The organism is Metabacillus flavus (genome assembly GCF_018283675.1).
In the GTDB taxonomy this organism is placed as follows: Bacteria; Bacillota; Bacilli; order Bacillales; family Bacillaceae; genus Metabacillus_B; species Metabacillus_B flavus.
The window spans coordinates 2,464,757-2,488,901 of the sequence record NZ_JAGVRK010000001.1 but is presented as its reverse complement, the minus strand read 5'-3'; the positions used below and the strand labels follow the sequence as shown (position 1 = coordinate 2,488,901).

The 24,145-nt window shown below is 38.2% G+C and carries 32 protein-coding genes, 1 pseudogene and 1 riboswitch; of the genes and pseudogenes, 27 read left to right on the top strand and 6 right to left on the bottom strand.

Annotation, left to right across the window (positions count from 1 at the left end; translation table 11 throughout):
- Window positions 1-4 precede the first annotated feature (4 nt).
- The 17 genes and pseudogenes from J9317_RS12815 to J9317_RS12735 all read left to right on the top strand — a co-directional run bounded on the left by J9317_RS12815 (window position 5) and on the right by J9317_RS12735 (window position 15,643).
- Window positions 5-1,564, top strand: a complete 1,560-nt coding sequence (locus J9317_RS12815; RefSeq protein ID WP_249292161.1) for a lipopolysaccharide biosynthesis protein — start codon at window positions 5-7, stop codon at window positions 1,562-1,564.
- Between the two features lie 573 nt (window positions 1,565-2,137).
- Complete coding sequence (locus J9317_RS12810; RefSeq protein WP_211559177.1) at window positions 2,138-2,767, top strand: polysaccharide deacetylase family protein; 630 nt, start codon at window positions 2,138-2,140, stop codon at window positions 2,765-2,767.
- Complete coding sequence (locus J9317_RS21040) at window positions 2,764-3,000, top strand: DUF3473 domain-containing protein (protein WP_431190681.1); 237 nt, start codon at window positions 2,764-2,766, stop codon at window positions 2,998-3,000. The genes J9317_RS12810 and J9317_RS21040 overlap by 4 nt, the downstream gene beginning before the upstream one ends.
- Window positions 2,984-3,802, top strand: a complete 819-nt coding sequence (locus J9317_RS12800) for a class I SAM-dependent methyltransferase (protein ID WP_211559175.1) — start codon at window positions 2,984-2,986, stop codon at window positions 3,800-3,802. Before J9317_RS21040 ends, J9317_RS12800 begins: the two co-directional genes overlap by 17 nt.
- Before the next feature lie 171 nt (window positions 3,803-3,973).
- Window positions 3,974-5,897: pseudogene (locus J9317_RS12795) on the top strand (asparagine synthase-related protein).
- A 15-nt stretch (window positions 5,898-5,912) separates the two neighbouring features.
- Window positions 5,913-6,038: a paeninodin family lasso peptide gene (locus tag J9317_RS12790; RefSeq protein WP_211559173.1), complete on the top strand. Its 126-nt coding sequence runs from the start codon at window positions 5,913-5,915 to the stop codon at window positions 6,036-6,038.
- Window positions 6,039-6,133: 95 nt separating this feature from the next.
- Window positions 6,134-7,057, top strand: coding sequence for a phosphoenolpyruvate carboxykinase (ATP) (locus J9317_RS12785; protein WP_211559171.1), 924 nt, complete (start codon window positions 6,134-6,136; stop codon window positions 7,055-7,057).
- Window positions 7,054-7,344, top strand: a complete 291-nt coding sequence (locus tag J9317_RS12780; RefSeq protein WP_211559169.1) for a lasso peptide biosynthesis PqqD family chaperone — start codon at window positions 7,054-7,056, stop codon at window positions 7,342-7,344. The genes J9317_RS12785 and J9317_RS12780 overlap by 4 nt, the downstream gene beginning before the upstream one ends.
- Window positions 7,345-7,355: 11 nt before the next feature.
- A complete protein-coding gene (locus J9317_RS12775; RefSeq protein ID WP_211559167.1) occupies window positions 7,356-7,829 on the top strand; it encodes a lasso peptide biosynthesis B2 protein in 474 nt (157 codons plus the stop codon).
- The gene (locus tag J9317_RS12770) at window positions 7,813-8,985 is read left to right on the top strand and encodes a nucleotidyltransferase domain-containing protein (RefSeq protein ID WP_211559164.1); all 1,173 of its coding nucleotides are present in this window, start codon (window positions 7,813-7,815) and stop codon (window positions 8,983-8,985) included. Before J9317_RS12775 ends, J9317_RS12770 begins: the two co-directional genes overlap by 17 nt.
- A 12-nt stretch (window positions 8,986-8,997) precedes the next feature.
- Entirely contained in the window at window positions 8,998-10,791 is a 1,794-nt protein-coding gene (locus tag J9317_RS12765; RefSeq protein ID WP_211559162.1) for an ABC transporter ATP-binding protein, read from the top strand.
- Between the two features lie 243 nt (window positions 10,792-11,034).
- Window positions 11,035-11,202: a hypothetical protein gene (locus tag J9317_RS12760; RefSeq protein WP_211559160.1), complete on the top strand. Its 168-nt coding sequence runs from the start codon at window positions 11,035-11,037 to the stop codon at window positions 11,200-11,202.
- A gap of 66 nt (window positions 11,203-11,268) precedes the next feature.
- Window positions 11,269-12,054: a hypothetical protein gene (locus tag J9317_RS12755; RefSeq protein WP_211559159.1), complete on the top strand. Its 786-nt coding sequence runs from the start codon at window positions 11,269-11,271 to the stop codon at window positions 12,052-12,054.
- Entirely contained in the window at window positions 12,051-12,317 is a 267-nt protein-coding gene (locus tag J9317_RS12750) for a PqqD family protein (protein ID WP_211559157.1), read from the top strand. Before J9317_RS12755 ends, J9317_RS12750 begins: the two co-directional genes overlap by 4 nt.
- Window positions 12,307-12,741 carry a S24/S26 family peptidase gene (locus tag J9317_RS12745; RefSeq protein WP_211559155.1) on the top strand — a complete coding sequence of 145 codons (435 nt, stop codon included), beginning with the start codon at window positions 12,307-12,309 and terminating at the stop codon, window positions 12,739-12,741. Before J9317_RS12750 ends, J9317_RS12745 begins: the two co-directional genes overlap by 11 nt.
- A 24-nt stretch (window positions 12,742-12,765) precedes the next feature.
- Window positions 12,766-14,556, top strand: coding sequence for an ABC transporter ATP-binding protein (locus J9317_RS12740; protein ID WP_249292159.1), 1,791 nt, complete (start codon window positions 12,766-12,768; stop codon window positions 14,554-14,556).
- Window positions 14,549-15,643 carry a nucleotidyltransferase family protein gene (locus tag J9317_RS12735; protein ID WP_211559151.1) on the top strand — a complete coding sequence of 365 codons (1,095 nt, stop codon included), beginning with the start codon at window positions 14,549-14,551 and terminating at the stop codon, window positions 15,641-15,643. Before J9317_RS12740 ends, J9317_RS12735 begins: the two co-directional genes overlap by 8 nt.
- 48 nt (window positions 15,644-15,691) lie before the next feature.
- Here the strand turns inward: J9317_RS12735 and J9317_RS12730 are convergent, their stop codons facing one another.
- The 3 genes from J9317_RS12730 to J9317_RS12720 are packed head-to-tail and all read right to left on the bottom strand — an operon-like array spanning window position 15,692 to window position 16,662.
- On the bottom strand, window positions 15,692-16,156 hold the full coding sequence (locus J9317_RS12730; protein ID WP_211559149.1) for a VanZ family protein: 465 nt from the start codon (window positions 16,154-16,156) through the stop codon (window positions 15,692-15,694).
- Window positions 16,157-16,184: 28 nt separating this feature from the next.
- Complete coding sequence (gene sinI / locus J9317_RS12725) at window positions 16,185-16,319, bottom strand: DNA-binding anti-repressor SinI (RefSeq protein ID WP_211559147.1); 135 nt, start codon at window positions 16,317-16,319, stop codon at window positions 16,185-16,187.
- Entirely contained in the window at window positions 16,306-16,662 is a 357-nt protein-coding gene (locus tag J9317_RS12720) for an XRE family transcriptional regulator (protein ID WP_211559145.1), read from the bottom strand. Before J9317_RS12720 ends, sinI begins: the two co-directional genes overlap by 14 nt.
- Before the next feature lie 220 nt (window positions 16,663-16,882).
- On the opposite strand from J9317_RS12720, the gene J9317_RS12715 reads away from it, so the two are divergent.
- The 10 genes from J9317_RS12715 to sipW (J9317_RS12670) all read left to right on the top strand — a co-directional run bounded on the left by J9317_RS12715 (window position 16,883) and on the right by sipW (J9317_RS12670) (window position 22,499).
- Window positions 16,883-17,404: a signal peptidase I gene (locus tag J9317_RS12715; RefSeq protein ID WP_211559143.1), complete on the top strand. Its 522-nt coding sequence runs from the start codon at window positions 16,883-16,885 to the stop codon at window positions 17,402-17,404.
- 65 nt (window positions 17,405-17,469) lie between these two features.
- Window positions 17,470-18,063, top strand: a complete 594-nt coding sequence (locus tag J9317_RS12710) for a CalY family protein (RefSeq protein WP_211559141.1) — start codon at window positions 17,470-17,472, stop codon at window positions 18,061-18,063.
- A 247-nt stretch (window positions 18,064-18,310) separates the two neighbouring features.
- Complete coding sequence (locus J9317_RS12705) at window positions 18,311-18,844, top strand: hypothetical protein (RefSeq protein ID WP_211559139.1); 534 nt, start codon at window positions 18,311-18,313, stop codon at window positions 18,842-18,844.
- On the top strand, window positions 18,841-19,389 hold the full coding sequence (gene sipW / locus J9317_RS12700; protein ID WP_211559137.1) for a signal peptidase I SipW: 549 nt from the start codon (window positions 18,841-18,843) through the stop codon (window positions 19,387-19,389). The genes J9317_RS12705 and sipW (J9317_RS12700) overlap by 4 nt, the downstream gene beginning before the upstream one ends.
- 57 nt (window positions 19,390-19,446) lie before the next feature.
- Window positions 19,447-19,746, top strand: coding sequence for a DUF5658 family protein (locus tag J9317_RS12695; RefSeq protein WP_211559135.1), 300 nt, complete (start codon window positions 19,447-19,449; stop codon window positions 19,744-19,746).
- An 11-nt stretch (window positions 19,747-19,757) separates the two neighbouring features.
- On the top strand, window positions 19,758-19,961 hold the full coding sequence (locus tag J9317_RS12690) for a hypothetical protein (RefSeq protein WP_211559133.1): 204 nt from the start codon (window positions 19,758-19,760) through the stop codon (window positions 19,959-19,961).
- Between the two features lie 497 nt (window positions 19,962-20,458).
- Window positions 20,459-21,055, top strand: coding sequence for a CalY family protein (locus J9317_RS12685; protein WP_211559131.1), 597 nt, complete (start codon window positions 20,459-20,461; stop codon window positions 21,053-21,055).
- 73 nt (window positions 21,056-21,128) lie between these two features.
- The gene (locus J9317_RS12680) at window positions 21,129-21,362 is read left to right on the top strand and encodes a hypothetical protein (protein ID WP_211559129.1); all 234 of its coding nucleotides are present in this window, start codon (window positions 21,129-21,131) and stop codon (window positions 21,360-21,362) included.
- Between the two features lie 31 nt (window positions 21,363-21,393).
- Window positions 21,394-21,939 carry a hypothetical protein gene (locus tag J9317_RS12675; protein WP_211559127.1) on the top strand — a complete coding sequence of 182 codons (546 nt, stop codon included), beginning with the start codon at window positions 21,394-21,396 and terminating at the stop codon, window positions 21,937-21,939.
- Window positions 21,936-22,499: a signal peptidase I SipW gene (sipW, locus tag J9317_RS12670; RefSeq protein ID WP_211559125.1), complete on the top strand. Its 564-nt coding sequence runs from the start codon at window positions 21,936-21,938 to the stop codon at window positions 22,497-22,499. The genes J9317_RS12675 and sipW (J9317_RS12670) overlap by 4 nt, the downstream gene beginning before the upstream one ends.
- A gap of 4 nt (window positions 22,500-22,503) precedes the next feature.
- On the opposite strand, the gene J9317_RS12665 is transcribed toward sipW (J9317_RS12670), so the two are convergent.
- From J9317_RS12665 to J9317_RS12655, 3 genes are all read right to left on the bottom strand, one after another.
- Window positions 22,504-22,839 (bottom strand): helix-turn-helix domain-containing protein, encoded by a 336-nt coding sequence (locus tag J9317_RS12665; RefSeq protein ID WP_035403995.1) that lies wholly within the window; start codon window positions 22,837-22,839, stop codon window positions 22,504-22,506.
- A 91-nt stretch (window positions 22,840-22,930) separates the two neighbouring features.
- Window positions 22,931-23,065, bottom strand: coding sequence for an anti-repressor SinI family protein (locus tag J9317_RS12660; RefSeq protein ID WP_249292158.1), 135 nt, complete (start codon window positions 23,063-23,065; stop codon window positions 22,931-22,933).
- 29 nt (window positions 23,066-23,094) lie between these two features.
- A riboswitch (cyclic di-GMP riboswitch) is annotated at window positions 23,095-23,188 on the bottom strand.
- 154 nt (window positions 23,189-23,342) lie between these two features.
- Entirely contained in the window at window positions 23,343-24,137 is a 795-nt protein-coding gene (locus J9317_RS12655; protein WP_211559123.1) for a YqhG family protein, read from the bottom strand.
- Window positions 24,138-24,145 lie beyond the last annotated feature (8 nt).

Below are 24,145 nucleotides of genomic sequence, written 5' to 3'. Positions count from 1 at the left end.
CCAAATGAGAGTAAAGAATTCAATAGTTAACATCCTGTTTGGATTAGGCAATCAAGCCCTTATAACATCACTTAGTTTCTTTTCCAGAACAGTTTTTATTAATACTTTAGGTATTGAATACCTTGGAATAAATGGATTATTAACTAATATCTTGGCTATGCTCTCATTAGCTGAAGCAGGTATTGGCGCTAGTATAATGTATAGTTTATATAAACCAGTAGCAGAGCAGGATAAAGATAAAATAAATGCCCTCATGAACTTTTTTCGCAAGGCCTATTTAGCAATTGCTGCGGTTGTTTTACTCTTGGGCCTATCAATCATGCCTTTTCTCGGTTTGTTTACAAAAGATACAAATGTAGATCAGTTGTACTTAATATATGGACTTTTTCTGCTTAACACAGTTCTGCCCTATCTTTACGTTTATAAAAATTCTTTTTTAAATATTTGCCAAAAAGGTTATATTGTCACCGGTATTTATTCAGTATCGACCATTATTTCTACCCTATTAAAAATTTGTGTACTGCATTTCACTGAAAACTACTTATTGTATCTTCTTATTGAAACATCTACTACCCTACTGACATCTATTATTTTGGTCAAAATAGTTAATCGAAAGTACCCATATTTGTTAGAGAAAAACTCAGCAAGATTGGATGAAGAAACACGAGGAAATATTGTTCGAAATGTAAAAGCTATTGTTCTTCAAAATATTGGAAACTATCTTATTTTTGGTACAGAAAACATTATTATTTCCTCTTTTATTAGTGTTGCAGCAGTTGGGCTATATTCAAACTATAAAATGTTGATTGAAATTAGCAGGACTTTCATTAATCAAATAAATAATAACGTTTACCATAGTTTAGGGAACCTGGTTGCAAAAGAAAGTAAGGAGAAAGTATTCAGTATTTATAAAGTTTATTCCTTAATTAACTTTTGGCTGTATTCTTTGGTATCAGTTACCATGATGATTATTATTACTCCATTTATAAAATTGTGGATTGGAAGTGATTTTTTATTAAATGAGGAGATACTCTATATCTTAGTATTTACTTTCTTTGAAAGAGGAATGAGGAATCCAATTACTACTGTTAAAACTACATCTGGCATTTTTGCCGAGGATAGATATGCGCCTATTATTCAAGCTGTGTTCAATTTAATTATCTCTATTATCCTTGTACAAAACATTGGACTGGCTGGTGTTTTTTTAGGGACATTTATTAGTTCGCTGCTTGTGCCATTCTGGTACACTCCGTATTTAGTTTTCAGTAAGATTTTTAAATTGTCGCTGGTATCTTACTTTAAACTATACTTTTCTTACTTATCCATTGGAATAAGTATGTATATTTTAGTGAATTATTTAAGTTCTTTCGTCTCTAATGACAACTTGATTTCATTACTCATAAAGTCTGCATTAATTGTATTTATCATAAATCTATTCTACGTTGCTATATTTTATAAAACAAAAGAATTTCAATATTTGGTAGTAATTATTAGAGGGTTCAAGAGTAAATTAAGTATTCCTTTAAAAGGCAAGCGGAAAAAGTTAACTGACACTTTTCTATAATGAATGATAAAAGAAAAGTAGTTTAAGCATAAATAGCCAGTATAATATGACAACACAGCTATGGTTAATAATCAGGACATTTCAGAATATGTACCTGATCAATCCGCCCCAATCGTCAATGCATTACCAAGCGGAGGAATATACAATACTCAGCAGCAAGTTAGTCTAACTTCAAATTAACTGCAACGATATACTTTACGCTCGATGGTTCAAACTCTTTTACTGGAAGTCAAAATATTCGAAGCCAATACTTCTCTCAACATCTGTTGCAATTAAACTGATAGCTGTAGCCAGTGCTGGAAATCCAAGTAAAGTTAAACCCTTAAAATACGTGATTAAAACAGCACCCTCTGCAGTTATAATTGTCTATGTTAATAATGAACAAATTCTCGAGGCTATAGAAAATAAGGGTAGTATAAGTTATTTTCCAAACGAGTTTTTAGTTGCCATAAAAAAAAAGATATCGATTCCTTATACGACCTAGGTTTAAAAATGTATGAGCAAAAGAATTTAAGAAGGAAGTTAGGTAGAATTGTTGAACTACTTCCAATATAAAATGTAATGGGGAATAGTATGTTTAAAGCGAATAAATATAGACTAGTTATTACATTTGATGTAGAGGACTGGTTTACAAATGGACAGAGCATAAAAGTAGATAGTTGGGGAAATTATGAATTAAGAGTAGAAAAAAACATTGATCGAATTTTAAAATTACTTGATGAAACAAAGACTTCTGCTACATTTTTTATTCTAGGATGGATGGCAGAAAAATTACCTGGTATGGTTAAAAAAATTCACAAACTTGGGCATGAAATATCATCCCATGGATACGCTCATGAACTTGTTTACTTACAATCTAAAAATGAGTTTCGAAATGACGTTAGGAAATCAAAGCTTATTCTAGAGGACATAATAGGTGAAAGAATATACGGTTATCGAGCTCCTTGTTTTTCAATAACGGATTGGGCATTACCAATACTGGCTGAAGAAGACTACTTATATGACTCTAGTTATGCTGCGAATGTATTTAAGAAGAGCCATCTTAGTCATTTTAACAGTTCAAAATTAAGCATTTGTAACAAGATCTATAATAATTTCTATGAAGTATCTTTGCCTTATATGAAGATTAATAACTTATCCATTCCCTGGGAGGTGGTGGATACTTTAGATTATATCCATACTCTCTTTATGAGTGGGGAGTGAAAAGGCTCTTAGCAACTAGAAACAAGCCATTCGTCTTTTATCTTCATCCATATGATGTTGATCATGAGCAACCTATAACATTCTCTTTCAACATTAATAAGTTAATACAGCAATACTACGGCCGGAAGACTGCTTATAATAGGTTGGAGAAGTTAATGAAAGTGGGAGAATTTACAACCATCAAAGAATTTCTTTCTATAGAAGGGGAACAAATTTATGGAACATCACTATAGAGAAATCATTTCCAATAAGTTATTGATATCTTCAATAGCCTACTATTTTTGTGAAATAAACGGTTTAAATTCTATACCAATTAATAAGCCTGATCAAGGACAAATAAAAAATCTTCAAAATATAGGTGTAATAGATCACCATTTAAATATTTTAGATTTACCACTTGGATATGCTTGTTATGAATACCATCGGCAATCAGCATCCAAAAGTTATTTAGATAAGATTTTATTAAGTAAAGCAATAAAAAAGAAAGTTATTGTAGATCTATGCTGTGGACCAGGAGCTACCATTCAGGAATTATTAAAGGAAAAGCCCGAAAAAATTTATGCAATAGATGAAAGTTATACAAATTTATCATTTATTGATTTTATTGAACAAAACGAAAACAGGACGATTATTAATAAGATTTATCGAAATGCTAATTCTATTCCGTATGAAATGGAGAATGTAGATTATGTGATATGTAGAGTCTCACTTCAATATTTAGAAGTAAAAAAAGTCTTGGCTGAGATATACAGAATTTTAAACAAGTGCGGTTCTTTTTATGCTATTGTACATGGTTCGGGCTACCCACTTGATTTTATTTGGAGAAGAAAGATGCTGTTTAAAAGCAAAAATCAAATACCAGCAATTCAAAAAGAAAGGTTAGGTTTATTGAAAAGGGCAAAATTCTTAAGCAAACAAAGTTTAATAAAAGAAATGAGCAGACTAGGTTTTAAAAACATTGAAATATTTGAGGAACAGGAAGATAATATTTTTGGAATTTTTCCAGTTTATTTTGGGATATTTGGAGAAAAATAGAAATATATTATGAGTCTTCAGGACTATTAAGATTGACAAAGGGATTTTGGAATGGTATTCTACACCTATAAAATGTTCTTTATAAAGAATAGATGAGGTTTTAAATTGATGTTCAGAGTATTCTTTTTTTATCTTTAACGTTCTTTATTAAGAATTTATTGTGGGGGAAATATGAGTGCTATTACAGGTATTGTGCAGTTAAATCATGAAAGGGCTTCCGAAGAATATGGCAATTCCTTAATAGAATCGCTAAAAGTTTTCCAATCTGATTCTATCAACCGCCTGAACAGGGAGCATATTTTTATGGGCTGCTTATCTCAGTGGATCACGCCAGAGTCCATTGATGAAGTACTTCCATATTACGATTATGAAAGACAACTAGCAATTACTGCTGACATTATAATTGACAACCGTAGTGAATTATTTGAAAAGCTGCATATACAACAAGAAAAACAAACTCAGATCACTGACAGTTTCCTAATCTTATTAGCTTACGAGAAATGGGGAAGCGATTGTCCTAAGCATTTAGTAGGGGACTTCGCATTCATCATATGGGATAAAAAACGAGACAAACTCTTCGGTGCAAGAGATTTTTCTGGTAGCCGCACGCTTTATTACCACATGAAAAATAACAGGTTTACATTTTGTACAGTTATAAAACCTCTACTTAATTTGCCTTACGTTGAAAAAACTCTTAACAATCAATGGATTGCAGATTTTCTTGCCATTCCTTTAAATTTCGAGTCTACTGATTCAAATTTAACAGTTTACAAGGATATTAAGCAGATTCCTCCATCCCACTCTATAACATTAGAAAAAGGGAAATTAACCCTGAGTCGCTACTGTTCTTTCAATGATATAAAGAAAATCAAGTTAAAGTCCAATGCTGAATATGAAGAAGCTTTTATGGATGTGTATCAAACAGCCATTTCAGATCGGCTTAGAACCTACAAGCAGGTAGGATCTCATCTTAGCGGAGGACTCGACTCCGGATCAGTTGCTGCTATCGCTGCGAAAGAATTACATAAAAGCAATAAAAAGCTGCTATCGTTCAGCTATGTGCCTGTCAAAGATTTTGATGATTGGACTCCCAAAAGGCGATTTCCTGATGAAACCCCATGGATTCAATCAACGATTGATCACTCAGGAAATATTGAAGGTAATTTTCTGGATTTTGAAAATTATAGTCCCTATTCGGTTATTGATGACTGGCTGGATGCACTGGAGATGCCATATAAGTTTTATGAGAACAGCTTTTGGCTGAAAGGCATCTATGAACAAGCATCTCAACAAGGTGTAGGTGTTTTATTAAATGGTCAGCGGGGAACTGGACGGTTTCATGGGGGCACTCATTAGATTATTATGCCATGCTGCTCAAACAGTTTAAGTGGAATAAATTCCATAAAGAACTGAAAATGTACAGTGATCTTATCGGGATTGGAAGAAGAAGATTATTTACGATTATCCTCAATAAATCGTTTCCTTCTATAAATAAGCCAAATATAAATCCGTACCCTATGTTAATAAATAATGAATTTGCAAAGAAGCATCATGTATGGGAAAGATTAAACGAAGAAGATGTGGATGTGAAAGGTTTTGTCCTTCCAAGCGCTTTTGAGATGAGAAAAACGCAATTTGAAAAACCTTATTACTGGGGTATAAATGGTACCTACTCTACAAAACTATCTCTTAAGTACTCGCTTTGGGATCGGGATCCAACCAATGATTTGAGAGTAGCAAGGTTTTGTCTATCCGTTCCTGAAGAACAGTTTGTACAAAATGGCTATGATCGATCATTGATCAGACGTGCAACAAATGGATATCTTCCAGATAACGTAAGGCTCAATATGAAAACCCGGGGATTCAAGGAGCAGATGGAATTTTTCGAATGACAGGGGTCTGGAAGAACTTCATTAGTGAACTATCTGCCATGTGCATGGATAAGAATATTGGTGAATTTTTGGATGTAGATGTTATTCGAAAATCTCTTAGCAAACTCAAAAACAAACCTTCTCCTGATCAAGTTTTTGAGGATGATTACCGAATTCTGATGAGAAGCCTGATCTTTTATAAATTTATGAAAACGGCAACTTGAAAGGAGGTGATTAGAATGAAGAAACAATGGCAAAAACCAGTTCTTGAAGTGTTGGATGTAAACATGACCATGGCTGGCCCTGGCCGCCGTCTTCCGGATGCAGTTCAGCCAGATCCAGATGATATGACGAAATACAGCTAACTAGCCAATTTCTTTTATGTGTGCCTGCCCTTATATACCAAAAGTCTATAGGGGCTTTCTTTTCATTTAGGCCTGAATATTGAAGGATGTGTAAGATGAGAGAAGCTGATTATGAAAACTGCTATAGTGTGTATGGTTTGAATGTCTCCAGTTTTATTTCTTTTCCAGAACTAATAAAGATTGATTCTGTTGGGACAGATGTTTCTGTAAACATGACTGATTTAACAGATGAATGGAATGCTAGTTGCTTAGAGTCGGATAAATTTTTAATCAGAAGTAATATAATCATGTTCAGAATTGCCGATACAGCTATCTTTAAAATTGAAAATGGAAACAGCATCAACGTATCACCGATGCCTGGAAGTGATATTGATAAGATTAGACTCTTTATTCTTGGATCCTGCTTTGGTGCTCTTCTAATTCAAAGACGAATCCTCCCTCTTCACGGAAGCTCCATAGCAATAGGTGGAAAAGCCTATGCAATAGTAGGTGAGTCCGGAGCAGGGAAATCCACTCTGGCTTCCACCTTAATAAGAGAAGGCTACAAACTTTTAAGTGATGACGTCATTGCTGTAAGCATTAAAAATCGAATTCCATTTGCAGCCCCCGCTTATCCTCAACAAAAACTATGGGAGGAAAGTCTAGAGCTATTTGAAATGGAACCTTCCCTACTTCAGCCGCTATTTGAGCGGGAAACAAAGTATGCTGTTCCTGTAAATAACCACTTTTATAATGAACCCCTTGAATTGGCAGGAATCTTTGAACTTACTAAAACAGAAGATCTGGAAATAAAGTGTATGCCCCTTACTAAACTGGAAAAACTGCATGCATTGTCCCGCCATACATACCGTAACTTTTTTGTGAACAGGCTAGGTATGCTGGATTGGCATTTCAGTGAAATCTCACGAATAGCGAACCATGCTGATGTTTTCTTGTTAAGCAGGCCTGCAAATGGCAGAACGGCAGAAAAGCTAATGAAAGAGATGTTAAATAAAATTGAAAAGGTGGGAGTTAGATGATCAGAACGCCATTATCCATAGAGCATACTGTAGTTCAAAAGCAAGGCAATCTCGTTAGTGATATGAACGGAGAAAAGGTGATGCTAAATATTGAGAATGGGAACTATTATAATCTAGGTGAAATTGGCGGAGCTATTTGGGAAAGAATCCAGAACCCTGTTTCTATAAAGGAATTAGTCCATCAATTAGTGTCTGAATATGATGTTAATGAAATGGAATGCGAAGAACAGGTTATTTCGTTTTTGGAACATATGGGAAAAGAAAATTTAATCTCGATTGACCAATAAGGCAGATCAGCATGAGAAAAGTTAAAAACTTTTTACTGTTGGATTTTGAAACGAAGTTTTACTTAATTGAAGCGTTCATTTTATTAGCATGGGCTAGAATGTTAAAAGCCCAGCCATTTGCAAAGACAGCCAATTTGCTGGGCACTCCAATGAAAGAGACAGATTTTACTCTCGCTGACACTGCTATAGCTAAAAAAGTATCGGATTGCATCCATATTATGAGCAGCTATACTTTTTGGGAAAGTCAATGCCTGGTCAAAGGAATAGCAGCCATGAAAATGCTGGAAAGACGAAATATTGAGAGTACGTTGTATTTAGGTACTGGGAAAGATGAGAATAACCAGCTAATCGCTCATGCATGGCTAAGAAGCGGCACTTATATGGTTACTGGATCTGAAGGTATGGAGAGATTTACTATGGTAAGCTGTTTTGCAAATACATGCTTAATAAAAAAGGGGAGAGAGTTAAATGGAAAGAACATATGATCATTTAAATCTCTCTGAATTATCTGCTGAATTACAGCTTATGATTCAACTATTAAGAACGAATGGTAAAGCAGCAGAGGGGAACTTTTTAAATATAGATTGGGATAAGTTTATAGAGCTAGCCCTTCATCATCGGGTTTTCCCAGCATTATATCCCATAACAGCAAAGCTTAAAAAGGGCTTAGTACCTGAAATGGTTACACAGAGACTCTATAACCTGTTTAGGAAAAATACGTTCCAAATGCTTCAATTAACGAATGAGATGGCACTAGTCAGCGATTTGTTTGCTAATGAAGAAATCAATACTTTGTTCCTAAAAGGGCCTGTATTATCAGAAGATTTATATGGGGACCTTTCACTCCGGACATCAAGAGATTTAGATTTGCTTATACCAATGCAGGATTTAAGAAAGGCAGAGAAACTATTAGTTAGCCGGGGGTATGTAAAAGACGACTATTTTTCATCTATCTTGGATGAATGGAAATGGCGTCATCATCACCTGACGTTTGTACATCCTGAAAAAGGCATTACGGTAGAAGTGCACTGGCGTTTAAATCCAGGGCCGGGAAGGGAGCCTTCATTTACTGAATTATGGGAGCGCAAAAGAAAGAGTGCTTTAACCAAGGATCCTGTTTTTTATCTTGGAGCAGAGGATTTATTTATTTTCCTCGCTGAGCATGGCGCGAGACACGGGTGGTCCCGGTTAAGGTGGCTGCAGGATATTCATCAGCTTGCTAAGAAACAATTAAATTGGGCTTTTATAAAAAAACAGCAAAGAAGATATCAATCGACCGTTGCTTGCGGCCAAGCTATTCATTTATCATCAGAAATCTTTTCAACACATGTTTCAGCTGAAATGAAAGAATTGATTACAAGGAGAACAAATAGAGCTGCACATGCATGCATGTTTTATTTAATAAACCTAGTGAATCTCCATACAAAACCACTTCCCAAGATTGTTTCCATTTATCATTCACGTTATCTATTTTCATTAAAATCTCTAGCACAAAAATGCTTATTTTTGATCAGCTTTCTCTATCCTTATCCAATTGATGCTGATACGTTACCTTTGCCTGGCAAACTTCATTTTTTGTATTTTCCGTTACGGCCATTCCTTTTGCTATGGAGAAAAACAACAAAACAAGCGATTACCTAAGGGGCTGCTTATATGAGTATTATCCGATTATATATAAAGGACTTATTTAAGTTTTCCGGCTGGTTATTGCCGTTGAACCTTTTTGGGATGGTCATTGCAAGTTTGCTTGAGGGCATAGGAATTTTAATGCTTATACCTATGATTAGTGTCAGCGGAGTGATTACAGGCAAGGAATCCAATTTTTTCGCACCTTACTTAGGTTTTGTTGACATATTTCCTGAAGGATCAGAGCTTTTTTTCCTGCTCTGTCTATTTATTCTTATTATGATCGCCCAAAGTCTTCTTCAGCGGGGTATTGCCATTCTAAATGTAAAGCTGCTTCATGAATTCAGCAGAGATTTAAGAATTAAACTTTTTAGGGAGACGCTTAGGTCAGATTGGTCTTTCTTCATTAGAAAAAGAAAATCTGATTTGATTAATTCGTTAACGTCAGAATTGGCTAGGGTCATAAGCGGGATTAATTTGGTCCTGCAATTAATCACATCAATTGTATTTACTTTGATACAAGTCATATTAGCATTCTGGCTTTCTGCTAGTATCACGGGATTTGTGCTCTTATGTGGTGCCGTTATGATCTTGTTTTCTAAAAAGTTTATTAATAGAGCTAGGAAAGTCGGAAATAAGACCTCATTATTTGGACAAGAGTATCTTGCGGGTATGTCTGACCAATTTAACGGAATCAAAGACATTAAGAGTAATACATTGGAAAATTCCCAGTTATCCTGGTTTAGTTCACTAACGCATAAAATGGTGGGTGAACAAATTGAATATGTAAAACTGCAATCCAATTCCGAATTATATTACAAAATAACTTCATCTGTTTTTATTGCAATTATAATTTATTTTTCTATAACCGCATTTCAAGCTCAGTTTGAACAGCTGCTAGCAATTATCCTCATATTTTCTAGACTTTGGCCGAGGTTTACAGGGATTCAATCTACTATTCAAAACATTGCTTCGACAATCCCTGCATTTGAATCCGTTCATCATCTTTATAAAGAATGCCTTTCATCTAGTGAACTGAGAGACTACCAGGATGATGGTATTGAACCGTATAAATTAAAAAGCAGTATTGTTTCAAACAATATCTGCTTTAAATATAAGAATTCTGGTTCTAACGATGTTTTGAAAAGTATAAATGCGAAGATTCGTGCAAACCAGATGACAGCCATTGTAGGTTCGTCAGGAGCAGGTAAAAGTACGTTTATTGATATATTAATGGGGTTGATGAAACCTGACCACGGGGAGCTGCTGATTGATGGTGGTCCTTTAAATGATGAACGACTGACAGCATGGAGAAAATCAATCAGCTATGTACCGCAGGATTCATTCTTATTCAATGCCAGCATCCGGGAGAATTTAACGATGGTCCACCCTAACGCCAAAGAACCCGACCTTTGGCAAGCCCTCAAATTCTCCTCCGCAGCCGAATTCGTCCGCAAGCTCCCGGAAGGACTGGATACTCATATCGGAGACCGCGGAGTGCGCCTTTCCGGTGGGGAACGCCAAAGGCTGGTTCTTGCCAGGGCAATTTTGAGAAATCCTTCCATTCTCGTCCTGGACGAGGCAACAAGTGCATTGGATAGTGAAAATGAAAGAAAGATTCAGGAAGCGCTCGAAGGCTTGAAAGGGAAGATGACGATCATCGTCATTGCTCATAGGCTCTCTACGATTCGAAATGCCGATCAGGTAATTGTTTTAGAGGAAGGCCGCATTGTTCAGGCTGGGGGCTTTCATGAGCTGGCTAGTCAGAAGTCTGGTCAGTTTGGCCGATTGCTTGGGAATCAGCTGGAAGCGATTCAATAACCAAAAACCACCGCTCTTGTTATGGGCGGTGGTTTTTTTGTTTTCTATTTTATACCTGCGAAGATAATATCCCTCATCTACTAACCTAGTAATTTAAGTAATTTGAACTACAAAACCAAAATAATTCTTTAAAAAGAACAAAGATAATACTATAATACTAATAATAAGAACTTAATGTTCTTTATAAAAAAGGAGTGATAAAAATGAGCCCTAGTCGATATGAAGCACCAGCAGTACTAAGCCATGCACCAATTTCTTTTGAAACTGCTCAGAGCTGGAATCCGGGCAAAGGGAATACTGACCATCCAGGCACAGGGAACGATGGAATTCATTTTCCTCCCGGGAATCCAAATCCTCCAGGTGGTGGAGCTGGGACACCTGGTAAAGGAAAAGGAAAGGGAAAATAACTAGAAATGGCGGATGAAGGCAGGTTTTGGCTTGCCTTCTCCGTACTAGTTTTTTCATAGGGATAAAACAATGAAATCATTTAATAAAGCAATGGGAGAACATTTATTTTCGATTTGGATAGATGAAAGCTGGATACAAGAATGGATTAATCATTCACTTCAGCCTGGAATAATGGAAGGTTCTATCCCTTTTCAGCTTGAACTGTATGGAGGCTATGGTCAAGCTTTTGGTGGATATGAGGTTCGCACATTAGTTGAAAAGAATAAACACATTATATTCGACAGAGGCGATTACAAGATCGAACTGGACAGCAATTATCAGGAGGGCAGAATGTATGTGCATGATGCATTAGCGTTAAAACACGCTTTGATGAATCTTTATAGCACAGTTATTGTTCATGATCAATGGGGATTGCTGCTGCATGCATCATGTGTCGCCCATTTAAAGAAAGCATTTCTGTTTACAGGTCAGTCAGGGGCCGGTAAATCAACTGCAGCAGCACTTTCGGCACCAAGGATGGTGTATGCAGATGAAGCTGCAATTGTAAAAATTTCAGAGAATAAAGTCACTGTCTTTCCATCACCTTTTAACAGCGAAGCAGAACCATTGATAGATGAAGAAGCGCTTCCTTTAGAAGCGATTGAGCTATTGCATCAGTCGCCTGTAAATCAATTGGTAAGGTTATCTACGGTGGAGGGCCTAGTTCAGCTTATTAATAAGACCTTCTACTGGGAATATGACTCGCTGCAAACAAAAAAGGTCCTAAAATTACTGAACCAGCTTTCTCTGAAAATTCCAATTAACAGGCTTTCTTTTCAAAAAAATAATACATTTTGGGAGCTGATTGTTTCATGACAAAATATATAAGAAAACATGGCCACGAAGCATTAAAGCATGAAAATTCATGGATTGTTCTAAATTCGGAAGCGTTTACTGTTACAGCATTAAATGAAACAGGCGGCTACTGCTGGCAGCTGCTGAAGCATCCTCAGACTGATACCTCACTAGTCCGTTCAATGAAAGAGCAGTTTCAAACAGAAGGGGATCAGATGGAAGAGGATGTCCGACTGTTTCTGGTAAATTTGCTTGAATTAGATCTGATTGAGAATGCCGGGTAATTCAGCGGAAGAAGCGGTAATTCGCCAATATTTAAAAAAACATGGCCGGGTGGATTTGCCTGCTAGCGGAACAAGCATGTTCCCTTATATTCGCCAGGGAGAAATTTGCCGGTTTGAAAAGATAGATCCTTTTGAATTAAAGGCTGGAGAAGTAGCACTGTTTGTTTCTTCAGAAGGAAAGCTGATTGCTCATCGCTTCTTAAAAAAAGAAAAGCATTCCCTAATCTTTAAAGGCGATACAAACCTGGGGGAAGATGCTCCCGTTTTAAAGGATCAGGTAATTGCAAAATTAATAGAAATACACCGAGGCAAAAAGGCGAAAAAATCCTCTTTTTTTTGGACGATTATATGGCCAGCTGTTGTTTTGGGATGGCCCTGCATTCCGCTTGTTTTAAGAAAGTATTTAAATTATAAAAGAAAATAAAACTTCAGTTTGGGGGAGCCGGCATTGCGCAGCTTATGGAAAGAATATGGATCAGCAGCAGAGTTTAAAAAAGCTGTACATTTATTAAAACCGTATGTGCTCTGCTATAAAAAAGAATATTTGTTTTTGCTCATTCTGCTTCTCGGTGATATTTTTTTCACCATCCTCTTCGCCTGGTTTTTCGGTACGGTAACAGATGCTGCTGTGCATGGGGATTTCTATAAAATGAAATGGCTTGCAGCAATAGGAGGCATTCTCATCGCCAGTAGTATTGCTTCTAACTTTTTGTATACCTATTTAGAGACAATAGCCATTAACTCTGTAAAAAGAGATTTAAATCTTCAGCTGTACAGACATATGCTGGTGCTTCCTAAATCATCCCTATCCATCAATCACTCCGGTGACCTCGTTTCTCATTTCACGAATGATCTGCATCAAATTGACAGTGTCATTGGAAGCGGCCTTCTTAACTTACTCAGGTTCCCTTTAATTTCATTGACGGTATTCCTTTATTTATTGAATATGAACTGGGTAATGACAGTAAGTATACTCATCCTTACTCCGGCTGCTGCGGCTGGGGGAGCTTTTTTTGGGCTGAAAATAAGAAATAACAGCAGAGAAATCAATAAAAGCATTACCCGGATTTTAAAACATCTCAATGAAACGTTTCAGGGGATGGATGTGATTCGTGCTTTTACTCTCGAAAGGGTTTTTTATCAAAAATATAAAAATGAGAATAATACTCTATATGATTGGGAGTTAAAAGAAGCGAAATGGAGAGGGTGGTTTAATGCCGGGGGCGAGGCGTTAGGCTCCGCTGCATTTTTAGGCTGTCTTCTTATGGGCTCGTTTTTTGTAGCAAGGGGAAACCTCACGATTGGCAGTCTCTTTACATTTATTAGTTTGATATCCCACCTGGTATCCCCAATGACAGGATTGGCAGCTCAGTGGGCAGGATATCAGCGATCCTTGATTTCATTGGAAAGAATCTCTCTTATATTGGAAAAGCCATCTGAGAGTCAGGATTTGCCATCCTATCAACCCGCTTCATCAAACGGAATTTCGATTCAATTAAATGATCTATCCTTTACCTATGACAATCATAGCAAAGTGCTAAGGAACTTGAATGCTGTGATTCCTTCCAATTCGACAGTAGCGATTGTTGGTCCGAGCGGAGCGGGAAAGTCCACTCTTTCTCAGTTGTTAATGGGGTTTTATAAGCCTCATACAGGGGATATTCTTTTTAATGAAAAACCGATTAATGCCTATACCCCAGCAGAATTAAGAAATCTTATTGCGTACGTCCCTCAGGAAAGTTTTTTATTCAGCGGAACAATCAGGGAGAACTTAAAATTGGCACGTCCTGATTCTTCAGATGAAGAAATGATCCAGGCTTGCATAGATGCCTATATTCATCAAGTCATCATGCAGTTTCCGAATGGCTATGATACGGAAATAGGTGAAAGAGGGATTAAAGTCTCAGGAGGACAGAGGCAGCGGATTGCGATTGCAAGAGCAATCTTGAGAGGCGCTCCAATACTATTGCTGGATGAAGCGACATCCGCACTCGATAATGAATCAGAACACCAAGTGAAAAGAGTGCTTAAACAGGCAAAACAAAAGCGCACGCTCCTGATTATTGCACACCGTTTGACTACGATTCGTCATGCGGATTTGGTGATTGTCATGGATAAGGGAGAAATTATTCAAATGGGCAAACACACGGATCTTGTTCAAAGAAAGGGGCTGTACCAAACGTTGTATGCAAAAGATGAGATTTCATTTGAAAGTGCAGCAGGTGTCAAGCATGGATAAAATGCTTAATCGGGTGTTATCCAGTTTGTTTGAAGAGAGAAGTCGAATTTCTCCTCCATATGATGAACTTCTAAAGGAGTTTTCTTATTTTCGTGCATTGCCGCAAGCTTATCAAATTCTGAAAGAAAATGGAAAACTCAATGATGCTCCGGCAGTATTTAAAGAAGTACTGAAAAATGAATTCAATAAAACGCTCTATTTAAATATGTTCATAAATAAGCAATTAAAATTGATATTGGGAATCTTTGAAGCATTAGCCATTCATACGATCCTTCTTAAAGGAGTGTATTTCTCTGGAAAATATTTTGGAAGCATCGGAGCCAGGCCCACTTCTGACATTGATCTGCTTATTAAGGAGGATCAGTGGCTGCTCGCCATCTCAAGTCTAAAGAAACTGGGTTTTTTACCTAGCGAGGATGAAATACCCGGACATTTTCATTGCACCCTTATTAAATCGATTCCTCAATCCCCTATCCCTCTGCAGGTAGAACTTCATTGGGATATTGTGAGAACGGATACATCCATATCAATGATTGAAGAAATTTGGAGCCGAGCTCAGCTCTTGCATGAGCGAAACTATATTCATGAACTTTCTGAACTTGATGAATTTTATATGATTTGTCTTCATGGCTGGCGGCATAATTTAGACTCCTTGAAGTATTTTATTGATATCATCCAGCTAATTAAAAAACTGAGAAACCAATTAGACTTTGACTTGCTGTTGAAGAGAGCCAAAAAACATCATACAAAAAAAAGGCTCATTCGGACGCTTTCGATCGTGTATAATTCCTATCCATATCTTCATAAGATAAACCCATTTCCATATAGTAAAAACGTTCTTTGGAAATATGAATGGATTCGAAGACCTGAAAAAAAGACCTTTATGAAATATATAGCGTTCCTATCCTACCTCTTTTTCAGCTATGATCGGTGCAAATACTCATTAGCTGAATTTTGTAGATGGGTGTTTCCCGAAGATTATCAATTAAAATCAGAAGCAGGACATGATGTTTTAAAAAGAGGGAAGGTGAGGGCTTATTTGAGTTTGCACTCTGCTAGATGGCGGGGATTTATTCGCTTAAAATGATATTTTACGTAATTGGAAAAAAGCCGCCCAGCAGACGGACGGCTTTTATTATGCTCTTCTTCCAATTTTCCTGCTCCATTCAGGTCTTCTTCTCTTCTTTTTATTTCGGTCATATCTTTTCATCAAATACCAAACGAGCACGATTCCCGCCCAATCCTTTACCAGGTCCACCCATGATGCGGAGCGCCCAGGAACATGTAATTGATGCCATTCATCAATGACGCTATACCCGGCTGCAGTGAGGATGGCGATTGGGAACGCTCGCTTCCACGAAAGACCGAATAACTGCAAAGAAAGAGTCATTAAGAAAAACAGAATTCCGAATTCAATTAAATGGAGAAGTTCAAATAGTGTGCCAAGCAAAATTACCGGCAAGGTTGGTTCTTCAATGAGAACAACCCGATCAATCCTTGAAGTGAGAAATGAGATAATTTCATCAATGGAGTAGCTGGATTGAAACCATATTGCTGATATATACAATGCTGGAATTAAAATAGCTAAGACCTTTAACATGCAGCACCCTGCTTCCAAATTTAGGTCATTATTGCGAAGTTACTAATTCACCCTTGAATAGAAAGGTCCGGACATCATCAGGAGTCATTCCTAGTTTTCTTGCTTCAATCAGCAGTTCAATCCATTCTTCTTCTGAGACCATGTTTTTTTCAGTTATCATCATCTCGGCCCTCCTGGGATTCTTTCCATTTTGTAAATTTGATATAGTCCTGAAAGGTTTCAAATTCTTCTTTGCTCATACCTTCTTTAACTGCTTTCTCTATGAGGGTTTTCCACTCTTCGTCAAGCTGGCTTTTTGGATCATGCTCGCTGCCCAGAAGGACATTCACTTCAATATCGAGGGTATCGGATATTTTAGATAGAAATTGCAAACTGGGATTTTTTTGAACATTTCGTTCTATGTAACTTAGATAGGATTTCGATACACCTGCCAACTCTGCCAATTCACTCAGTGATAAACCTTTTTGCCGCCTGATTTCACGAATTCTCTTCCCGACTGCTTCCATTAAATGACTCCTTCGTATTCATTTATGCTTCCCCCTCTGTTCATTATATAAAACAAATCGTTCTTAATAAAATTACAAGATAGTTAGAGAATGAAAGATAAACCGAGAAAACGAACGATAATGTTCGTTAAAATGAAAAATATGGCATTTTTCGAGATTTTTCATTTAAATAGGCCATAAGATATAATCAGGACAGGTTATTCTTTATTGAGAACGAGTGATGGGTGACAAAATGTTCAATAATATTCGGATTTATGCTTTAAGATTCACGTTTCTATTAGGCATTCTGTTTTATGTATTACTTCTTGGTAACACTAACCAATTCCTTCCTTTTCACTTAAAGAATGTTTTATCCGGTTCAATGGAGCCAGTGTTCAGCACAGGATCCATGATATTAATAAAAAAACTGGAAGCGAAAGAAGTTCTTCAAAAGGGAGAAATCATTACCTTCAAAACGAAAGATGAAATATTGATAACCCATCGTATTCATGAAGTCCTCAATAATCAAACATACAGGACAAAGGGTGATGCAAACGATGGAATTGATCGTGAATTAGTTAAGAGGGAAAATATTGTTGGCTCCTATACTGGATTAACGATTCCATTTGCAGGCTATCTTTTTATCTACATACAATCTAACACCAGCAGCTTTCTTGTACTACTCATCCTGCCAGGGCTTTTCTTTTTATATTTAGCTTATAAACTGCTTTTTCAGCAAGCGAAGGCAAAAATTGATTACTAGTGATTGATTCTTTTCTGTAAAAAGAAAAGTTCAATATAAATTAATTTTCTAGGGGGATTTTTACAATGGGTGTTAAAAAGAAATTAGGTTTGGGATTAGCATCAGCAGCACTTGGTCTTTCACTAGTAGGCGGGGGTACATATGCATATTTCAATGATAAAGCAGAGGCTTCTTCATCTTTCGCAGCTGGAACGCTTGATTTGAATGTGGATCCGACTACAGTAATTGATGTTCAAAACATCAAACCAGGTGACACAATGGATCGTGCATTTAAATTAGTTAACAGCGGGTCTTTGGATATTAAGAAAGTCTTGCTAACAACAGAATACTCTGTGGTTAATAAGGATGGAGCTGCTGCTAACGTTGAGGATTTTGCAGATCACATTAAAGTAAACTTCTTGTGGAATGCAGACAAATTAAACGATGTTATCTATAGTACGAAACTTAGTGAACTAAAAGACATGGATCCGAATGTAATCGACAAAAACGTATTCACTCCATTGTTTGAGAGAAAAGGCCTTAGAGCTGGATCAACAGATGATCTTTATGTGCAATTTGAATTTGTTGATAACGGAGAGGATCAGAACGAATTCCAAGGAGACTCTTTAAAAATGAAGTGGACGTTTGAAGCATATCAAGGCAAGAACGAAGAAAAATAAGTTTAAGAAGGGAAGGCAGGAACTTCCTGTCTTCTTTTTTCATTACTCTACCACCATATAAGAACGGGGGCTGGAGACGATTCGGCGCATAAACTCTAGAAATAATTCTCTATTTAAACGATCCGCACTACTTTATACATTCTTGTTAATCCTCACTTATTCAGCCTCTCCAACAGAGGCATATTTCACTGATCAGCAGGAGCAGGGTATCCAAATTCAAGCCGGTACATGGTGGGATAAGAGCAGCTTGGTTTTTGAAGACATCCCTGCAGGTGAAGACTTAACCAGCTGCAAGCCTGTCAGAATAGACTTTCCGCTTACGAACACTGGTTTTACCATGATAGGCTCTACTTCTTATAGAATCTTTAAGGATGGTGAATTGATAACAGAGGGTTCTCTGGGAATTGTTCAGTCCAGTCAAACCGTTACTCTGTCTATTAATGCAGATTCTCCTGGAAGCTATATGGCTGAAGTGGATCAGCGGCCGGGGTATGCCGGGAATGAGAGTGAAGTGACAAAGACAGCTAGCCGGACAGTTATTGTTGGTGAATGCCCTCCGCCTCCAGAAGAGGAGAAAGTGGAGCCTATTGATGATAAGGAAACCGAATCTAAAGATGATAAGGAACCAGGAACTGAAGTAGAAGAACCTGCTAAGGATGGGGAAGCGGTTTCCGAAGAAAAAGAAGAAGCCGTTGAAGAAAAACCTGATGAGAAGGAAGCGGATGTCTCTTTACAGCCAATTGAGGAGAATAATCATAGTGAAGGAGGAAACAATGAATGAGATATGCACTGAAACTATTCAACCAGGCAATATCGTTTCTTCTTTTCATTATCCTATTGGCCATGATTATTCTCGTTCTGACTTCAAGGGCTTCCGGAGGAGATCCCCAATTCTTAGGATACGAGTTGAAAACAGTTCTTTCAGGTTCCATGGAACCAGGAATACAGACGGGCTCAATAATAGCGGTTAAAATTGGCGGCGATATGAAGCGTTTCAAGGCAGGCGATGTCATCACTTTTAAAATGGATGAAACGGATCTTGCCACCCATAGAATTATAGATAAAAAGGCAAGCGGCAATGCCGTGATCTACACCACAAAGGGAGATAACAATAAAACGGCTGACTCGAAACCGGTGCTGGCCGAAAACGTGACAGCCCATTACACAGGTTTCACAGTCCCGTATATAGGCTATTTTATTGAATATGCTAAGTCTAAAGAAGGAAATGCGGTCCTGTTCATACTTCCTGGTTTGCTGCTGATCGGGTACTCCGTTATGACTATTTGGCGGGCGATTTCCAGGCTGGAGGAACCGAAGGGCGCATAATCTGTCATTCCAGGCATAGCATAAATAATGGCCTGTACGCCAAAGGAGATGTTTCCAATGAAAACTGCTTTCATTTACCTGGCGATTGTCAATGCAATTGATTTATTTATCACATTAGCCGGTCTTGAACTCGGTTTTATAAAGGAAGCGAACCCTCTAATGAAAAGCCTGTATGAGTGGACTCCTGTTGCGTTTATAGGAGTGAAGCTGATGTTCTCCTTGCTTATGCTTTGCATGGTGTTTTTAATTCCGCTTAAGACAACGAAAATTTTAAAGGGCGTTACATTTGCAGCCTGCATTTTATATACGTTTGTGATGGTGCTTCACTCTACTTGGATTTTTCATGCGACGATTTAGGAGAGATGATGATGTTTAAAAAAGTATGTCCGCGCTGTGCGAAGTCTTCTTACAGCAGCCACAATGGCGGAGAATGGATTTGTCCTGTATGTTCGAATGATTTAACCTTCCAGCGTTCTCTTTTCGAACATGCACAGATTAAAGTGACTCCAATGAAAACGAAGTACAGCGAAAAAAAGTATGATCATAAGCCTAACATTTCTTTATATGCCTAACGGATAACCTGGAGCTTGCTCGAGGTTTTTTTGTATATATTGGCTCAGGCTCCAAGAAATGTCTAATGTACCGGATAGAAAGGTACAGGGTGAACAATAGGGGATTTTCAAAAAGCCCATTTTACAAGGATTTCTAATTCAGATCAAGGAGTTTCGGTTGGAAAAATCGTACAAAGGGATGGGGAGATATATTGGTACAAAGAACCTTTTGCCGAATTTAGGCGACTGCTAAACTAAAGGAGGCAAGAAGGAAGAATTTTTAACAGCCTGTATATAAACTGTCAACTATGGAAAAAGTCCTCCTTATAGCTTTATTTGTCGGAATATTTAAAAATATAGCCCTATTAGACTGATTTGCTGATTGCCTGTTCATTGCAGTCCAAGAGCTGCAGAGGAAGTCAACAGCAGAGTTTAAAAGAGCGAAAATGACAAAATGGTTGAACCTCTTTATTCGTGAAGAGTTCACATACACACAGAAAAATCAGGAGGAATGTAAAATGGGGATCAAGACAAAATTAGGGTTGGGTATTGCATCTGCAGCGCTTGGATTATCTTTAGTCGGCGGGGGAACGTATGCGTATTTCAATGACAAAGCGGATGCGGCAAGCTCTTTTGCAGCCGGAACGCTTGATTTAAACGCGGTTCCGACTGAGATTGTGAATGTGAAGGATATGAAGCCTGGTGACTGGATGACCCGCACCTTCAAGCTTCAAAATGACGGGACAGTGGATATCAAAAAAGTATTGCTGACTACTGAATACACCGTAGCGAACAAAGAGGGCGAGCCTTCAAATACTGAGGATTTAGGGAGCCACATCAAAGTTAACTTCCTTTATAATGCTGACAAGCTTAACGATGTCATTTACAGCACGACACTTGAAGAGCTGAAGGATATGGATCCGAACGCAGTGGCAAGCAATGTCTTCTCTCCGCTTTTTGAAAAGAAAAAGGGACTTAAAGCCGGTACAACAGATGATCTGTTTGTCCAATTTGAATTTGTAGATAATGGCGAAGATCAAAACCAATTCCAAGGAGATTCCCTGCAGCTAAAATGGACATTTGACGGACGTCAAGGCGACGGACAGGAACTATAATTCTAAACTTTCATCATAGTAGTTTTACATAATAAAGGGTATGAGGACGGAGGCAGAACAGCAGATTTTGGTTGTGATGCATCCGCCTTTACCTTTTTATACTCGTTTTTTCGGGATGAACGCCAAGGTAATGGATGAGGACGATATACCAGCATGTGAAATGCAGATTCTACATATCGAACGGGGGACAAAGAATGGGGAGCAGCAGGAACAAGAAGAAGGGACGCATATTTCGGACATCGGTATTTTCTTTGACCGTTCTAATTGTTTCAGCTATTTCGGCATCGCCCGTTCAAGCTTATTTTAGCAAAAAAGGAGCTCAGGAAATTGGGTTTCAAATGGGGTCATGGTGGGATGGAAGCAAACTGGGTTTTGAAGAAGGAGGCCCGGAAAAGCCTCTCACTGCTTGCAGTTCAGTGAATCTTCCTTTTTCAATTCGTAATACCGGATTCGGCATGATCGGACCTACAGGCTATCGCATTTATAAAGATGATAAGGTAATAGCAGAAGGGACACTTGGTCAAATAGGGGCGAATCAGACGGGGCATCTTTCCATTCAAACGGACGAACCTGGCACCTATTATGCAGAAGCGGATCAGCGGCCGGGGTATGAAGGAAACGAAAAAGAGACGATTCGGACTGCAAGTTCAAGCATTGCGGTGTCAGAATGCCCGCCTCCAAAAAAAGAGAATAAAAAGAGACCGGATAAAGAAGAGGAACAGCCGAAAAACAAGGAAGAACATATAAAGAATACCGAAAAGGATCTGAAAGTAAAGGATCGGGTTAAAGAAGAAAAGTCCAAAGATGCTAACATACCAGAGGAGGAGCCTGAGAAGGAAAAAGCTCTTGAAGAACCGGCAGGCACTCAAGGAGAACCCGAATGAAACTGATAAGCAGAGGATTTACAATTTTACTGTTTTTCGTTTTAATTGGACTTGCTTTAGCCGTTTTTTCATCGAAGGCATCCGGTGGAGAGCCGCAGGTTTTCGGATATCAATTAAAAACGGTCCTCTCAGGATCGATGGAGCCGGGTATTCAAACCGGCTCAGTGATAGCCGTGAAAACGGGCGGGGATATGACGAGATTTGAAACGGGCGATGTCATTACATTCTGGATGGATGAATATGACCTGGCGACACATAGAATCACTCAAAAAGTGATGAGCGGAGGACAGGCTGTATACCGGACTAAGGGTGATAACAACAAGTCCGAGGATTCAGCACCGGTTCAATCGGATAACGTGGTCGCTCAATATACAGGATTTACGGTGCCGTATGCAGGTTACGTGAGCAATTTTGCCCGGACGAAAGAGGGCGGTGCTCTGACGGCGATTGTACCGGGTCTGATCTTAATCATTTATTCTATTTTGACAATATGGCAAGCCATTCTTAAAATTGAAGAACGGCATATTCAAAAAAATAAACGGCCGGGACATGAGTCCTGACCGTTTATTTTTTTGGCTGATCCATTCGCCATTTATTAAATTCCAGAAATTCTCGAAATTGATCTTTTGTAACACCTGACTGCATTGCTTCTTTCACAAGTGATGTCCAGTCTTGATCAAGCTGATTTGCATAAGCATCTTCTGTATTGCCATTTAAAAGCGTATTAACGGAAATGCCAAGCACGGATGAAACCTTTTCCAAAAATTGAACCGATGGATTCGATTGAAGATTCCGTTCGATCGAACTTAGGTAGGATTTTGCAACGCCTGCCCTGTCTGCTAGTTCAGATAAAGAAAGATTTTTTTCCTTGCGGTATTTGCGTATGCGTTCACCAATCATGACATCACCTTCCCTCAGATATTATAGCATATAACGAAGGGAATATTTCGGTAAATCGAACAAAATCGACAAAATTTTTTCGACATGTAGGTCAATTGCTGCATTCATCCTGCTTAGATTGTAGGAAATGCCGAATGTCTTCTTTGCTTATCCCCATTTCAAGTGCAGCCAGGATCAATTCCTTCCACTCCAAATCCATTTCTTCTTTAACCATTACATTCTCCATCCCATTTCCTCCTAAAATACGTATGTATTTCAGGCAATCCGGCGATCATCATTGCCCAAAGAGGACAACCTTAGACCCGTGACTTTGCGTCCCTGCTTTTCAGCAGGTTTGCCTTTATCTGACCGAACAGCTTTTCCCCGCTAAAGGTGATTCTATAGTCTCTATTCACCTCTAAAACCTTTGTACCACGATTATAGAATGGAAAAATAAAAAATGGTGCTGAATTGTGTCGAAATGGAAAAATATATTAAAATTTTTGATTTTTCTGCCGATATAATTAGAAAATAGTTCTCTGATTTAGGTAAAAAATACCCCCGTTATTAACAGAAATATGGATATTAGGCTCGTAAAGCTCTCTCAGCGCTTCCTTCTCCAGCTCGTAAACCTCCGGCTTTTCTTCCATGTCTTCGTAGAAGTGCTGTAAAAGCATCAGGTCAGCGTTCCATCTCTGCCTTGCTTCTTCTGCCCATGTGTGGTCATCCTCGGCTACCTTGTTTTCGATGTGCTGGCGGATTCTCATCATCCCGCTTTTGGGCAGAATCAGCGGGGAAAGAGTAAAACAGAAATCAGGGATCTTCGGCGTTAATTGAAGATGGTTTAGACGGTCCTGAAAGTTTTCAACCATCGTTCCGCTTATTAGATGGAGGCCAATGGAATAGACGAAATCTTTTTTCATATCACATTGATAGGAAACGGTCATATTCATGCATAGCCAAGGGTGGAGGGGCTTCTGTCCGCTTCCTGCATTTGGTCTTTCATACATGCGGGCAAAAGAGCCGAGCTTGCGGGCGGACTGGAAAATCTGATGCAATCTCGGAGAGCCTAAATGAACAAATTCCGTTTTCTCTTCGTTTAATACCCCGTCTTTATCCGTTAAAAGATTAAGTTTCATTGGATTTGGCTCTCCGCCTGTTTTCTCAAGATAATGCCAGTAAAAGGGCCGGTTCATAAGTTCCTTATCCATATCAATCGTCAGCTGTATGGCCAGCGCCCCGGTTGTTTTTTCAGTAATCTCACATTGATTGGCTTCAAAGAATCTTTCCAGTAAGTTATGGATTTCTTTTTGATTCATTCGTCACC

What these genes read in the sequence shown, in the direction of transcription:
- J9317_RS12815 (WP_249292161.1), top strand. Translation starts at nt 5, where the DNA reads ATGAGAGTAAAGAATTCAATAGTTAACATCCTGTTTGGATTAGGCAAT.
- J9317_RS12810 (WP_211559177.1), top strand. Translation starts at nt 2,138, where the DNA reads ATGTTTAAAGCGAATAAATATAGACTAGTTATTACATTTGATGTAGAG.
- J9317_RS12800 (WP_211559175.1), top strand. Translation starts at nt 2,984, where the DNA reads ATGGAACATCACTATAGAGAAATCATTTCCAATAAGTTATTGATATCT.
- J9317_RS12790 (WP_211559173.1), top strand. Translation starts at nt 5,913, where the DNA reads ATGAAGAAACAATGGCAAAAACCAGTTCTTGAAGTGTTGGATGTAAAC.
- J9317_RS12785 (WP_211559171.1), top strand. Translation starts at nt 6,134, where the DNA reads ATGAGAGAAGCTGATTATGAAAACTGCTATAGTGTGTATGGTTTGAAT.
- J9317_RS12780 (WP_211559169.1), top strand. Translation starts at nt 7,054, where the DNA reads ATGATCAGAACGCCATTATCCATAGAGCATACTGTAGTTCAAAAGCAA.
- J9317_RS12775 (WP_211559167.1), top strand. Translation starts at nt 7,356, where the DNA reads ATGAGAAAAGTTAAAAACTTTTTACTGTTGGATTTTGAAACGAAGTTT.
- J9317_RS12770 (WP_211559164.1), top strand. Translation starts at nt 7,813, where the DNA reads ATGGAAAGAACATATGATCATTTAAATCTCTCTGAATTATCTGCTGAA.
- J9317_RS12765 (WP_211559162.1), top strand. Translation starts at nt 8,998, where the DNA reads ATGAGTATTATCCGATTATATATAAAGGACTTATTTAAGTTTTCCGGC.
- J9317_RS12760 (WP_211559160.1), top strand. Translation starts at nt 11,035, where the DNA reads ATGCACCAATTTCTTTTGAAACTGCTCAGAGCTGGAATCCGGGCAAAG.
- J9317_RS12755 (WP_211559159.1), top strand. Translation starts at nt 11,269, where the DNA reads ATGAAATCATTTAATAAAGCAATGGGAGAACATTTATTTTCGATTTGG.
- J9317_RS12750 (WP_211559157.1), top strand. Translation starts at nt 12,051, where the DNA reads ATGACAAAATATATAAGAAAACATGGCCACGAAGCATTAAAGCATGAA.
- J9317_RS12745 (WP_211559155.1), top strand. Translation starts at nt 12,307, where the DNA reads ATGCCGGGTAATTCAGCGGAAGAAGCGGTAATTCGCCAATATTTAAAA.
- J9317_RS12735 (WP_211559151.1), top strand. Translation starts at nt 14,549, where the DNA reads ATGGATAAAATGCTTAATCGGGTGTTATCCAGTTTGTTTGAAGAGAGA.
- J9317_RS12730 (WP_211559149.1), bottom strand. Translation starts at nt 16,156, where the DNA reads ATGTTAAAGGTCTTAGCTATTTTAATTCCAGCATTGTATATATCAGCA.
- sinI (WP_211559147.1), bottom strand. Translation starts at nt 16,319, where the DNA reads ATGATGATAACTGAAAAAAACATGGTCTCAGAAGAAGAATGGATTGAA.
- J9317_RS12720 (WP_211559145.1), bottom strand. Translation starts at nt 16,662, where the DNA reads ATGGAAGCAGTCGGGAAGAGAATTCGTGAAATCAGGCGGCAAAAAGGT.
- J9317_RS12715 (WP_211559143.1), top strand. Translation starts at nt 16,883, where the DNA reads ATGGGTGACAAAATGTTCAATAATATTCGGATTTATGCTTTAAGATTC.
- J9317_RS12710 (WP_211559141.1), top strand. Translation starts at nt 17,470, where the DNA reads ATGGGTGTTAAAAAGAAATTAGGTTTGGGATTAGCATCAGCAGCACTT.
- sipW (WP_211559137.1), top strand. Translation starts at nt 18,841, where the DNA reads ATGAGATATGCACTGAAACTATTCAACCAGGCAATATCGTTTCTTCTT.
- J9317_RS12695 (WP_211559135.1), top strand. Translation starts at nt 19,447, where the DNA reads ATGAAAACTGCTTTCATTTACCTGGCGATTGTCAATGCAATTGATTTA.
- J9317_RS12690 (WP_211559133.1), top strand. Translation starts at nt 19,758, where the DNA reads ATGTTTAAAAAAGTATGTCCGCGCTGTGCGAAGTCTTCTTACAGCAGC.
- J9317_RS12685 (WP_211559131.1), top strand. Translation starts at nt 20,459, where the DNA reads ATGGGGATCAAGACAAAATTAGGGTTGGGTATTGCATCTGCAGCGCTT.
- J9317_RS12675 (WP_211559127.1), top strand. Translation starts at nt 21,394, where the DNA reads ATGGGGTCATGGTGGGATGGAAGCAAACTGGGTTTTGAAGAAGGAGGC.
- sipW (WP_211559125.1), top strand. Translation starts at nt 21,936, where the DNA reads ATGAAACTGATAAGCAGAGGATTTACAATTTTACTGTTTTTCGTTTTA.
- J9317_RS12665 (WP_035403995.1), bottom strand. Translation starts at nt 22,839, where the DNA reads ATGATTGGTGAACGCATACGCAAATACCGCAAGGAAAAAAATCTTTCT.
- J9317_RS12660 (WP_249292158.1), bottom strand. Translation starts at nt 23,065, where the DNA reads ATGGAGAATGTAATGGTTAAAGAAGAAATGGATTTGGAGTGGAAGGAA.
- J9317_RS12655 (WP_211559123.1), bottom strand. Translation starts at nt 24,137, where the DNA reads ATGAATCAAAAAGAAATCCATAACTTACTGGAAAGATTCTTTGAAGCC.